Consider the following 11956-nt stretch of genomic DNA (forward strand, 5'->3'; position numbering starts at 1 on the left):
ATGAAAAGGTGATAAATGATAAAATAAATGAAAGTTATGAATGATTATAGTTTTTCTAAATAAAAAGGAGGATATCAAATGAACAAAGTGAATGATCTGACAAGAGAGGAATGGATTCTCGGTGCATTTCCAGAGTGGGGAACCTGGCTGAATGAGGAGATTGATGAGGAAGTGGTGGCTCCGGGCACCTTTGCTATGTGGTGGATCGGATGTACAGGGCTTTGGATCAAGTCCGAAAACAACACCAACATTGCTATTGACCTCTGGTTTGGAAATGGAAAGCGGTCGAAAAAGGTAAAGGAGATGGGAAAATTCCATCAGATGCGCAATATGACAGGGGGGAGAATGACCCAGCCCAACCTGCGCGCCGCTCCCATCGTGTATGATCCCTTTGCAGTGACTACTGTGGATGCCGTACTCTCCACCCATTACCACAACGATCACATTGATCCGTTTTTTGCAGCGGGCGTGATTCAGAATTGTGATCCGGATGTCCCCTTTATCGGGCCTTTAAAGAGCGTGGAAAAGTGGCTCAGCTACGGGGTGCCAAAGGAGCGCTGCAAGGTGGTGAAGCCTGGAGATGTGGTAAAGGTAAAAGACTGTGAAATCGTAGTGCTGGATTCCTTTGACCGTACCTGCCTGGTGACTGCGGATGGGGATATTCGCAATACCTGCCCAAATGACATGGATGAGAAAGCAGTGAACTACCTGATCAAAACGCCGGCAGGGAATGTATATCACAGCGGAGATTCCCACTATTCCACCTACTACGCGAAACACGGCAAGGACTATGAGATTGACGTTGCCCTTGGCTCTTACGGCGAGAACCCGGCGGGCAACCAGGATAAGATGACTTCTGTGGATATTCTGAGAATGGCGGAAGCCCTCAGGTGCAAGGTGGTAATTCCATTCCACTATGATGTTTGGACCAACTTTAAGGCAGATCCCGCAGAGATTCTCATGCTGTACAACTTTAAAAAAGATGTGCTTCAGTATCAGTTCACCCCCTTTATCTGGGATGTGGGCGGCAAGTACATATGGCCTTTGGACAAAGAGAAGAGACAGTTCCACTACCGCAGAGGATTCGAGGACTGCTTTACGGATGAGCCGAATGTGCCCTTCCGTTCCATTCTGTAATAGAAAAGAGGAGGATATCATGTTACTGAGAGAATTGGTAGAAAAAAAGAGAGTATGTTTCCACAAAGGTTTTGATACATGGGAAGAAGCGGTGTCAGCCTCCTGCCAGCCGCTGCTGGACGACGGTTCCATAGAGCAGGCCTACATTGATGCAGTCATCGGATGCGTAAAGAAATACGGACCGTATATCGTGTTCGCCCCCAACATTGCCATGCCCCACTCCCAGGAGGGGGCAGTGGGTGTGAATGACACAGCCGTCTCCTTTATGAAGCTGGAAGAACCTGTGCATTTCGAGGAGGGAAATCCGGAAAAGGATGCAAAGCTGTTCTTTGTGCTGGCATCCAAAGATCACGACATGCACATGAAAAATATGGAGAAGCTGGCCAACATGCTGCTCACAGCGGATATCATGGATGCCCTCATGAACGTAAAAAATGAGGAAGAACTCCTTGCGCTGGATGACAAGTATTCTGCATGATATGAGAAATTTATTTTTCTGTAATTGGGTAGAGGCGAAGGAACATATTCAGAACAGTGAGGGCATACTGATTACCCTGGGGTCAGTGGAGGAGCACGGCTGCCATCTGCCCCTGGGGACAGACACTATATTGGCGGAGGCCATTGCCAAGGAACTGTGCCAGCGGGAAGATATGTACTATTATCCCTGCACCACTTACGGTCAGGTCTGGTCCGCCCGGGATTTTGAAAGCACCATATCCATTACTCCTGACTGCCTGGGTGAATACTGCATCCAGGCAGTTAGAAGTGTAATGCGTGCACATCCCAGGCGGATTTTTCTGTTTTCCTTTCACAATGGAAACCATAAAGTGATAGAGGAGGTACAGCGCAGGCTTGTGGATGAGGGAGAGAGGGAAACGGTCTTCCACATAAAACTGGCCGGCATGGAAAAGAAGGCTGCGGATATCCTGACCACACCCATGTGGAATGGGAAGGTATGGCATGCTGGGGAGCTGGAGACCTCCCTGATGCTGCACGTGGCAGGGGATTTGGTCCACATGGAGAGAGCCACTGCGGAGTTTCCGCAGGTTCCAGACTTCTATGGACAAAGGCCGATCCCGTGGAGAAGCTTTTTAAAGAGCGGAGCCTTCGGGGATGCGGCAGCAGCCACACCCGAGAAGGGTGAAAAGCTGTTTGAACTGGTATGCAGTGATCTGCAGGAGCAGATTCGTCAGGCAAAGGGGGAAAAAGCATTTGAGTGAGATAAAACTAGTGGTGTGTGACCTGGACGGAACACTGCTGAATGACAAAAAGATGATCACCGAGTACTCCATTAAAGTGCTGCAGGAGGCAAGAAGACAGGGAATACAGATCTGTTTTGCCTCCGGCAGGGATGAACAGATGATGTCCGTGTACGCGAAGCTGATCGGAGGATGCGACTACATGCTTTCCGACAATGGAGCCCTGGTGCGGGACGGCGGGGGAAACATGCTGCACAGCGCAGTGCTGAAGGAAGAGGATGCCTGCCGGCTGCTCACATACCTGAACAAACGGGAAATGACCTTTATGATGTACTCTGCAGAGAGAATGTATTTCTCAGAGGGCAGTGAAAAGCTGAAAAAGCGTATCCGGGATTATGAAGACCTCTCCGTAAGACTTGGTTGCCCCGTAAAACTCCAGGCGGAGGAATATCTGCGCACAGCGCCTGCCACAGGGTACTGCACAGCAGCGAAGATCGTGGCATACGAGGAGGACCCAGGGAAGGTGGAGGACTACATAGAGTTTATCGGCACCTTACCCAGAGTTCACTGTGAATCCACGGGTTATGGGCTGATGGGGGCCTTTGACCAGGAGGTTTCCAAAAAGACAGCTTTGCACAAGATCATGGAACGGATGGGAATAGGCGGAGAGGCGGTTTGTGTGTTTGGAGACTTTGACAATGATTTGAGCATGTTTGAGTGTGCTGACCACAGGGTGTGTATGGCGAACGGCGTGGAGAAATTGAAAGCGGCAGCCAGTTACGTGACACTTAGCAATAATGAGGATGGAGTGGCTGTTTATCTGGCAGATGTATTAGGAATTATGCCCAAATAAGTAATTAATGATTATAAATGATCATAAAATGAAAATATTTATAAAAATTTTATTTGTACGAAATAATAACGATTAAATAATGTCAAATAGTTCATAAAATATTCAAAATGGTCGTATAATAGGATTGACAATTATCATATAAGTAACTATAATGAAAACATCAAGAATACATTTTGTACAAAAATGTAAAAGGGCGAGGCAAAAATCATGTTAAAAATGAAAGGAGAGGGATTATGTTAAACTACATTCTTGATTTGCTCTTGAAACAAATTTTTGGTCAGCCGTTTCTTTTGATGGCCATCATCGTTTTTGTTGGCTACGTGGCCATGAAACAGAAGCTTTCCAAAGCATTTGCGGGGGCCGCGAAAGCCTCCATCGGTATCATCGCAATGGGTATGGGGTCCGGTGCACTGATCGCAAACTTTGGCTATCTGCTCACAGCACTGCAGAACGCCACTGGGATACAGGGCGCAGGCCTGAATACATATCCGACTATGACCGCCAGTTACGAAAAGATGGATGCGGTTCTGGGCGACGGCTCAGGCGCTGCATGGGGTATCTACACATTGTTGGTAGCCTTTATCTTAAACCTGGTATTGGTAGCGCTTAGAAAGTTTACAAGAATCCGCGCCGTGTACCTGACCGGAAATGCCATGATCGTGCAGGCGGGTATCAGTACCTATATTGTTTGGAGATTCCTGGGCTTGGGCATGATCCCAACGGTATTGATCGCAGCTGTTGTGACGGCGCTTTACTGGGGCATCTGTTCCACCTTGCTGATTGAACCCACCAAGAAGATCACGGGCGCAGACTTTACGGTAGCCCACCAGCAGATGTTTGTGGACTACATTGCGTACAAGGTAGCACCCAAGATCGGCAACCCGGAGAAGGATGACATCGAAAAGAAAAAGATGCCGGAATCCTTAAACTTCCTGCAGGACAACATCATCGCAACCGCACTGGTTATGTTTATATCCGCAGCAGTGATCATGCTGGTAGTGGGCGGTGACCAGATCGACTGGCTGAGAAGCTCAGAAGCGCTCAATCAGGGCGGTTTGAAGAATAATGTGGTATTTTTGATCTGGATTGCCATCACCCTGACAGCAAATATCGTAGTTTTGTTAAATGGTGTTCGTATGTTCGTGGGTGAGCTGATGATGTCCTTTAAGGGTATCTCAGAGAAACTGCTTCCCGGAGCAGTGGCAGGTGTTGACTGTGCAGCGATCTTTGCATTCGCTCCCAAGTCAGTTGTACTGGGGCTTTTATTCGGAGCGCTCGGCCAGGTCATCGGACTTTTAGGGCTTCTGATCTTTAAGTCCCCCATCTTCCTGGTACCCGGATTCATCCCGCTGTTCTTTGACAATGCCACCATCGCTATCTATGCAAACAAGTTTGGAGGATGGAAGGCGGCAGCACTGATCTGTACCATAAACGGTTTGGTTCAGATCTTAGGTTCCGCTTTAGCGGTTTCCATGATGGAACTGACATGGTGGCAGGGAAGCGCCGACTATGCAACCATCTGGGTTGGAATCATTGCAATCTTTAAAGGAATCGGAAGCCTGTTTGGAATTCCCATTGCGGGGTAGTAATACAGGAAAGACAGAGGCTTGGCGGGAGGAATTACCTAAAACAAGATGAACGGCAGCGGCGGGCGGAGAAAAATCGGTATCCCCCACTGACATGAAGTCAATTAACGCATCGAAAGATGTGGTCATACTCTGTTAAATTACCGAGCGTGGCTTGAAAAAGAAGGAGGAAATCAATATGCTTAATATTTTATGTGTATGCGGAAATGGAATGGGAACAAGTACAATTTTAAAAATCAGTGTAAAAAAAATCTGTGATGAGCACAACATTGAGGCGAACGTAGATTCCTGTTCGTTTGGAGAAGCCCTCTCCTACATCACAAATACGGATCTGGTGCTGACCAGCCCGGAGTGGGCGGGCATGCTCCCGCCCAGCAGTGCCGTGATTGCTGAGACAAAGAATCTGATTGACACAGCAGCCGTTACAGAGACACTGCTGAACGCTGTAAAAGAGCATTTCCCGAATGAAATGAAATAAGCTGTTTGGGTGAGGAGGATGAATATGACGGGATATGAAATTATAAAAGGAAACGTGAATTTTACGGGGCCGGACAGAATCGGACTTCGCTTTGACCGGATCGCGGGGAAAGGTGATGTGTGCCGCATATTCGTTCTGCCGCCAAAGAGTACATGGCCGGAGGGCGCCCATTACACGGTATCCAAAAAAGTAAGGCCGAAAAACGGTGAGTACGATGAATGGGGCTGCTTCTGGGAGAGCGACGACGCCAGCGGGTCTGACATGGGCCAGGTGACCAACACCCCTATCGAGGAGTGGGAAGACATGGAGGATTATGTATTTCCTGATCCCAAGGCAGAGGGAAGATTTGAGGGGTTAAAGGAAGCTCTGGATGAGGCGGAGAAAAAAGGCCTCTATGTGCAGCTGAACAGCCCTCAGTGCATATTTGAGAGAATGCATTTTCTGCGCGGATTTGAGAATACCCTGATGGACTGCCTCATAGAACCCGAGGAAATCGAGGCCATGGCCGTGAAGCTGGCAGATTACCAGATTGGAATCATAGAGGAGGCATACCGTCTGGGGGAGGGCAGGATACACTGCTATGACACCACGGATGACTGGGGAACCCAGAACAGTCTGATGATTTCACCTGACATATTCAGAGAGATATTTAAACCTCAGTACAAGAGAATATTCGACAAGGCTCATGAGTGCGGTATGGATATCCGGTTCCACACAGACGGAAAGATCAACGATATTCTGGAGGACTTGATTGAACTGGGTGTGGACATTGTCAACATACATCAGCCAAGGCTGGTGGGCATTGATGAGGTGTCTAAAATTGCACAGGGAAAGATCTGTTTTGAGGCAGCCATTGATATTCAGGCAACTCTTCCCACAGGAGACAAAGCGCTGATTGAGCAGGAGGCTAAGGAGCTGGTGGAAAAATGGGCCACTCCAAAGGGCGGTTTGATCGGTGTGGAATATGGTTATCTGGATGCCATTGGCACCACAAAAGAATCCATGCTCTATGCCCTGAAGTGTTTTGAGAAGTATGGGGATTTTAAGAAATAAAAAACAAGGAATAGAGAGGGCGGCGGCTTTGTTTAAAGCACCGCCCTCTTGGGATTACTGTTCACTCTGTGACCGGCAACGGATAGTGGTTACTGTTCACACGTTCACAGTAACGGATATTGCCCTGCTGGAGCACAATAGCCGCAAAAAGCTTGACGCTTTTCCCAAACATTCATATAATAAAACAAAAGCATCATAAAATGGAAAAACATGGCGGCGATGGGCAGAATACTGATGCGGAAAAAGGGGAGAAAAGGATGAAAAGAAGCAGAGCATTAGTAGAAAATAGAAGAAATAAAGTCCTGATGGCGCTGAAAAACAACGGATTTGTGAAGGTGGGGGAACTGGCTGAGGAGCTGCAGGTATCGCCTCTCACAATCCGCAGGGATCTGCAGTATCTGGAGGACAACAAGAAACTGGAGCGTTTTTACGGGGGAGCCACAGTCACGGGCAGGGACCCGGAGTTTGCCACTGAGCAGGACGAGGTGAAGCTGTACAGAAAAAGGATTGCCCAGTATGCGGCCTCTCTGGTGGAGGATGGGGATACCATCTTTATCAATACCAGCGCCACTGCACTGCAGATGATTAAGTATATTAAGGACAAGCGGGTGACTGTGATTACAAACAATGGGAAAGCCATTTATATGGAGCACTCCTCCAAAGTTTCCGTAATTTTAAGCGGCGGCGAGCTGCGCGAGATTAAGGAAGCCATGGTGGGCGAATTTGCCACCAACAATATCAGCAAAGTCACAGCCAAGAAGAGCTTTATCGGATGTACTGGTCTGAGCGTGGAGACCGGGATGACCACCGAGATTCTGAGTGAGGTAAACATCAATCAGCTGATGCTGCAGAGGGTAACCGGTACCTCATACATTTTGGCGGATCACACCAAGATCGGACGCAACAGCAGCTTTGTGAGCTGCCCCACAGCCGAGATTTTGAATATTATTACGGATGAGAAAGCGCCGGCGGAGGTGCTGGACGGATTTCGGGAAAATGAGATCAATGTCATTCAGGTGACAAAGGACATGCAGTTTTGATAGAAACGTTACGAGAAATGGGAGGATATTATGCTGGAAGAATTAAAGAGGCAAGTGTATGAGGCAAATATGGAACTGCCAAGGAGAGGGCTGATTACTTACACCTGGGGAAATGTCAGCGGCATTGACCGGGAGAGGGGGCTGGTTGTCATAAAGCCCAGCGGCGTGGACTATGATGCCCTGAAGCCGGAGGATATGGTGGTCATGGATTTGGAGGGAAACAAGGTGGAAGGCGGGTACAATCCGTCATCAGACACGCCCACCCATCTGGAACTCTACAAGGCGTTTCCGGAAGTGGGGGGAATCGTACATACACATTCGCCCTGGGCAACGTCCTGGGCGCAGGCGGGAAGAGGAATCCCCTGCTATGGAACCACACACGCAGACTATTTTTATGGGGAGATCCCGTGCGCCAGAAGTCTGACACGGCAGGAGATAGAGGGAGCCTATGAGCAGAATACGGGATTTGTGATCATGGAGACTTTCCAGGGGAAAGATCCCATGCATGTGCCTGGGGTGCTCTGCGCGAACCATGGTCCCTTTACCTGGGGGAAGAATGCGGCAGAGGCAGTGCACAATGCGGTTGTGCTGGAGGAAGTGGCAAAAATGGCTTACCGTACAGAGCATCTGGGCTGCGCCGTACAGCCTGCGCCGCAGGAATTGCAGGATAAGCATTTCATGAGGAAGCATGGGCCTGATGCTTATTATGGGCAGGGGAAATGAAGTAGGGGGGGATTTTTGGAAGGGGGACGCCTGAGGGAGGGGAATGGGTCCTGCGGCTGCTTTAGCGTGTCGCTGGTACTTTCTAAAGGGCTGAAGGCTGCTTGAAGCGCAAAAAGCGTTCGGCAACTCGGTCCGTTTGCTTGATGCAAACGCCCCTCAGACAATGCCTCTCTCGGGGCCAAGGCCCCGTTTTTGCTGATCGCAGCCTTTACCCCTTAAGAAAGTACTCAGCTCACTATATGCAGCCTACGGACCCATTCCCATCCCTCAGGCTGTTTTCCTGGCCTCCGAAATGTTGTGGCGGGAGGTGAGGGCTGGTGTTTTTTGTTTTTGAGGTTGTTTTAATCTGGAGTGGGGGATTTAACGAAGTATGGACATGTTTTTTGGTATGTTTAAGGGTCTCTTGTGATAAAATAAAATCATAGGAGACCCTTTATTTAGTGAAAAATTTATGGATTTGGTTTTGGGGGATTTTGCTGTTGTTATTTAAAGTGAATGCCGTCTACAGAATTAAGGATATCGTTCATAAAATCATCTTCGTCGTCTTCGTCGTCTTCATCCTCGTCATAAAAATCTATTTCACAATATGTAAAGTCTGTAACGTCTGCTTTGCCGTTTTCGTATAGAGCCTTTACTATTTTGTTAGCCTCTTTCAGGGAAGCTTTTACTCCAAAATCATCTTCGGGGCCGCAGAACTGAAGGATTTTTTCTTCTGGCAGGTAGAACGCTTTGGTTACCTCCATCACAGCTAATACATCATCTTCGTTTTTATACAATACGTTCATGTTTGATCTCCTCACTTTGCTAGAATTTTTATGCCTTTATTATGCATGATACTTTGTGAAATGTCATCCTTTCTGAGCAAAAATTTATAAAATATTTAGATTGATATTTTGTCAGTGGGGGATACCCCTTTCCGCCATTTAACTGACAATATAGTATTTGCTTTTGGTATGTAGGATTTCATATTGTGGTATGATATAGTTACCGAAACTTAAACATGAACTCTATAATTCCCTGAATATGGTATTTTAAAGTATCAAATACCGGTACTGGGAATTTTTCGTTGGAATACATTAAAGGTAATTCCGTGCACCCCATTATAATAGCTTCTATGTTGTCCTCTGAAATCAATCTCTGAATGATATCATCTATGGTTTTTTTGGAATCTATGTTTACAATACCGAATTCTAATTCTTTGGCAATGACGTTGTCGATCAATTTTCTTTCTTCATTATTGGGAACAGTCACATGAATGCCATTCTCGATAAACCTTTTTTTGAAGTAGGGCTGTTCCATCGTAAAGCCTGTACCCAGCCATGCCACATTTTTGAATCTCTTTTCTTTTATTGCTTGATAGGTAGGTTCCACGATGCTGAGTAAGGGTATATGCGCTCTTTTTTCCAGTGTATCAAAAACAACATGAGGTGTATTAGAGGCCAAAACAGCAAAATCCGCCCCTGCCTTTTCAAGGTTGTAAATGCCCTGTAATAGATAATCAGTCAAAAAATCATATTGATTTTTTCTGCAATAGCCCAACATTTCATACATATTAACGGTTTCTATTGTTAATGCAGGAAAATGACCGTTTTTATCTCTTTTTTTAAATTCAGAAGCAATTTCCTTGTAATACAGCAAGGTTGATTCAGGCCCCATTCCCCCAAGTATACCTAGTTTTTTCATAGGCGGATCTCCTTCGTTATATTTTTTCTGCTATTTTAAATAAACATTAATTTTTTTGTATTATTGATGTTATGACAGGTTTCCCTGATCCTAATTCAAGTCTGTTCTTTTTGAGTATGCTCTGCTGATCATTTATTGTACCGCCTTGTATTAAGTTTAGCTCCATTTTGACATTATCGGGTAGTTTATCTAAATAAACAGAAACATCTCTAAATTCATTGGATTCTGAACCATACAGCGTGATATTGTGATCCAATTGATCAGCCACTAGGTCAAGGTTTACTGACGAACGGTTGTCATGTATTAACACATCAGAATTTATTGTATATAAAACCATATATAGATTTTGACTATCCTTTTATAAGTTCTTATATGCCGGTATAGCCTGTATTTACGGGCTTTCCCGGCACTTTCCGTTTTGGAAGATACTCTCATATACTCTTAAATCCTCTTAGGTTTTCCCCCTCAAAAGTAGTAAAAGAGTAGTAAACTCTCGTCCTACCGTCAAGCGGCCATCCGCTGCATTTCAGCGGCATGGTGATGTTGCTGTGTCCCATAAGGTACTGTAAGGCTTTCGGGTTCATGCCTGCGTTTGCCAGTTTGGTACAGAACGTGTGGCACTTGTGTACTTATTGGCTAGACTCCGAAACATGCTCTCATAGCTGCTTGCTCCGATAGTAAGCAATCCCATTCCTGATGAAGAAAGAGAGATTACGATAGCCAAGAGTAATATTGCAATACCTAATCCGATTTTTTCATCGTTAGTTCTCCTTTCCAAATTCCGATTTGTCAAGTACGCTTTCTCCGCCAAAGGCATACTTTAACAATAAAGTGAATATGCCTATATCCCCACCCTGTTTTTTGCCTTGCCAAAACAGATAAACATAGTAATTGCCAGTATAATCAATCCCGACAAACCAATCAGTCCGGTGGGGTTGGGGCCAAGCAGGCTGTTTTCCTGGGTAATGGATAGATACACCGGCACTTCTCCGATGATATTTACAACACCGTGTATGATAGCAGGAAACATGACGTTTCCGCTGACCAACATCACATAAGAGAGAATAATACCCAGCGTCACACAAACCACCATCATCATTGCTATATTGCTCCAAGGAGCACCGGGATTTTCTATGCTGTAATTAAATCCAAAGTAGATTAACGGCAGGTGGGCTAACCCCCAGAGAATACCGTTGAGCAGCGCCGCCCTGTGCATGCCATACCGTGCTACTTGTTTCGGTAGAAGGTATTCACGCCATCCAATCTCCTCTCCAAGTTCCAATAAATGCATTGGAATAAAAGCGGCGGAAACCAGCACAGTAATGATTGCAAACAGGAACGGGCTGTTAATTGGAAGGCTGCCGCCTGCCTCCATTCCCGCCAGCGTAAGTAAGCCACCATAATGAAAGCTGCCACTGTACTCTTTGGGAAAAAGCACAAAATACAATGCTGCTCCGAGGGCAATGAGTATGCCGGGGACAAGGGCGCTAAATGCCCACAGCTTTGGCTGTTTCCAAACTTTTATTGAAATTCTCCAAGGGGTCTTATCCTTAGTCAGCCAGCGCGTAATGATTGCTGCCAGAATAGGAAAGGCTGTAAATCCCTTTTGAAGAACTTGATATATCGGGCTATTACTGCCCTTATTACCGAACAGTGTGATGATAAACAATACATAACAACTGCCAAGAACAAGGGCAAGATACAGTATTCTTTGCTTTGTTCCTTTGTCAATCTTGGTTGTTTCTGCCATAATATCCTCCGTATGAGCGTTTACAACTTTTACGTTCCGATTTGTCAAGTACGCCTTATACCAATAAGGCGTACTAAGTCAGTAGTAGTATGCCTTTAATAATTTCCGAAGAATCCCTTGTCTTAACTGCTATAAATTCTTAACTGTATTACCTACATAATCATTCAAATCATTCAATTTTCTTTCTTACTTTAACCGGTAATTTTATCCCGCCTCATGAAGCATTGTTGATTATTTTTTTGAACTCCATTTTTTACTTGTAAAAGACTTGCTTAAACTCACCTGTTGTCTCAATCATTTCAAATTCTTTCAAATTCTTTCTGAGGTATTTCAATAACCACAGAGCCAAGAATATTATTATCAGCTTCCGCATCTTCCATCATGATACGAATGTCTAGTGTATCACCATTATCTTCACAATGAACGTCATAGATGTGAGAGGTGTTCAAAGCTG

General features: G+C 45.9%; 14 protein-coding genes. 9 read left to right on the forward strand and 5 right to left on the reverse strand.

The genetic code is table 11. The annotated features are described in order from the left end of the window. Window positions 1-78: 78 nt before the first annotated feature. The 9 genes from ulaG to AC0THY_RS04795 all read left to right on the forward strand — a co-directional run bounded on the left by ulaG (window position 79) and on the right by AC0THY_RS04795 (window position 8069). Window positions 79-1137, forward strand: a complete 1059-nt coding sequence (ulaG, locus tag AC0THY_RS04755; protein ID WP_489993313.1) for an L-ascorbate 6-phosphate lactonase — start codon at window positions 79-81, stop codon at window positions 1135-1137. A 19-nt stretch (window positions 1138-1156) separates the two neighbouring features. Beyond that, window positions 1157-1615, forward strand: coding sequence for a PTS sugar transporter subunit IIA (locus AC0THY_RS04760; RefSeq protein WP_489993314.1), 459 nt, complete (start codon window positions 1157-1159; stop codon window positions 1613-1615). Continuing rightward, window positions 1596-2357 (forward strand): creatininase family protein, encoded by a 762-nt coding sequence (locus AC0THY_RS04765; RefSeq protein ID WP_489994146.1) that lies wholly within the window; start codon window positions 1596-1598, stop codon window positions 2355-2357. Before AC0THY_RS04760 ends, AC0THY_RS04765 begins: the two co-directional genes overlap by 20 nt. Next, on the forward strand, window positions 2350-3189 hold the full coding sequence (locus AC0THY_RS04770) for an HAD family hydrolase (protein WP_489993315.1): 840 nt from the start codon (window positions 2350-2352) through the stop codon (window positions 3187-3189). The genes AC0THY_RS04765 and AC0THY_RS04770 overlap by 8 nt, the downstream gene beginning before the upstream one ends. Before the next feature lie 233 nt (window positions 3190-3422). Then, window positions 3423-4775: a PTS transporter subunit IIC gene (locus AC0THY_RS04775; RefSeq protein ID WP_489993316.1), complete on the forward strand. Its 1353-nt coding sequence runs from the start codon at window positions 3423-3425 to the stop codon at window positions 4773-4775. 178 nt (window positions 4776-4953) lie between these two features. Next, the gene (locus AC0THY_RS04780) at window positions 4954-5253 is read left to right on the forward strand and encodes a PTS sugar transporter subunit IIB (RefSeq protein WP_489993317.1); all 300 of its coding nucleotides are present in this window, start codon (window positions 4954-4956) and stop codon (window positions 5251-5253) included. Window positions 5254-5277: 24 nt separating this feature from the next. Further along, window positions 5278-6306: a uroporphyrinogen decarboxylase family protein gene (locus AC0THY_RS04785; protein ID WP_489993318.1), complete on the forward strand. Its 1029-nt coding sequence runs from the start codon at window positions 5278-5280 to the stop codon at window positions 6304-6306. A gap of 257 nt (window positions 6307-6563) precedes the next feature. Then, window positions 6564-7346, forward strand: a complete 783-nt coding sequence (locus AC0THY_RS04790; protein WP_489993319.1) for a DeoR/GlpR family DNA-binding transcription regulator — start codon at window positions 6564-6566, stop codon at window positions 7344-7346. Between the two features lie 30 nt (window positions 7347-7376). Further along, entirely contained in the window at window positions 7377-8069 is a 693-nt protein-coding gene (locus tag AC0THY_RS04795; protein ID WP_489993320.1) for an L-ribulose-5-phosphate 4-epimerase, read from the forward strand. 482 nt (window positions 8070-8551) lie between these two features. Here AC0THY_RS04795 and AC0THY_RS04800 read toward each other — a convergent pair whose 3' ends face one another. The 5 genes from AC0THY_RS04800 to AC0THY_RS04820 form a co-directional block, all read right to left on the reverse strand. Continuing rightward, a complete protein-coding gene (locus AC0THY_RS04800) occupies window positions 8552-8854 on the reverse strand; it encodes a hypothetical protein (RefSeq protein WP_489993321.1) in 303 nt (100 codons plus the stop codon). Window positions 8855-8992: 138 nt separating this feature from the next. Beyond that, on the reverse strand, window positions 8993-9049 hold the full coding sequence (locus tag AC0THY_RS04805; RefSeq protein ID WP_489994147.1) for a hypothetical protein: 57 nt from the start codon (window positions 9047-9049) through the stop codon (window positions 8993-8995). Window positions 9050-9053: 4 nt separating this feature from the next. Next, window positions 9054-9752, reverse strand: coding sequence for an aspartate/glutamate racemase family protein (locus tag AC0THY_RS04810; RefSeq protein WP_489993322.1), 699 nt, complete (start codon window positions 9750-9752; stop codon window positions 9054-9056). Between the two features lie 431 nt (window positions 9753-10183). Beyond that, a complete protein-coding gene (locus AC0THY_RS04815) occupies window positions 10184-10336 on the reverse strand; it encodes a hypothetical protein (RefSeq protein ID WP_489993323.1) in 153 nt (50 codons plus the stop codon). Between the two features lie 257 nt (window positions 10337-10593). Further along, window positions 10594-11502: a CPBP family intramembrane glutamic endopeptidase gene (locus tag AC0THY_RS04820; protein WP_489993324.1), complete on the reverse strand. Its 909-nt coding sequence runs from the start codon at window positions 11500-11502 to the stop codon at window positions 10594-10596. Window positions 11503-11956: the final 454 nt, after the last annotated feature.

This window comes from Ruminococcus sp. 8Y-12 (assembly GCF_058119865.1).

Coding starts and splice junctions, on each gene's coding strand:
- ulaG (WP_489993313.1), top strand. CDS start 79: ATGAACAAAGTGAATGATCTGACAAGAGAGGAATGGATTCTCGGTGCA.
- AC0THY_RS04760 (WP_489993314.1), top strand. CDS start 1,157: ATGTTACTGAGAGAATTGGTAGAAAAAAAGAGAGTATGTTTCCACAAA.
- AC0THY_RS04765 (WP_489994146.1), top strand. CDS start 1,596: ATGACAAGTATTCTGCATGATATGAGAAATTTATTTTTCTGTAATTGG.
- AC0THY_RS04775 (WP_489993316.1), top strand. CDS start 3,423: ATGTTAAACTACATTCTTGATTTGCTCTTGAAACAAATTTTTGGTCAG.
- AC0THY_RS04780 (WP_489993317.1), top strand. CDS start 4,954: ATGCTTAATATTTTATGTGTATGCGGAAATGGAATGGGAACAAGTACA.
- AC0THY_RS04785 (WP_489993318.1), top strand. CDS start 5,278: ATGACGGGATATGAAATTATAAAAGGAAACGTGAATTTTACGGGGCCG.
- AC0THY_RS04790 (WP_489993319.1), top strand. CDS start 6,564: ATGAAAAGAAGCAGAGCATTAGTAGAAAATAGAAGAAATAAAGTCCTG.
- AC0THY_RS04795 (WP_489993320.1), top strand. CDS start 7,377: ATGCTGGAAGAATTAAAGAGGCAAGTGTATGAGGCAAATATGGAACTG.
- AC0THY_RS04800 (WP_489993321.1), bottom strand. CDS start 8,854: ATGAACGTATTGTATAAAAACGAAGATGATGTATTAGCTGTGATGGAG.
- AC0THY_RS04810 (WP_489993322.1), bottom strand. CDS start 9,752: ATGAAAAAACTAGGTATACTTGGGGGAATGGGGCCTGAATCAACCTTG.
- AC0THY_RS04815 (WP_489993323.1), bottom strand. CDS start 10,336: ATGAACCCGAAAGCCTTACAGTACCTTATGGGACACAGCAACATCACC.
- AC0THY_RS04820 (WP_489993324.1), bottom strand. CDS start 11,502: ATGGCAGAAACAACCAAGATTGACAAAGGAACAAAGCAAAGAATACTG.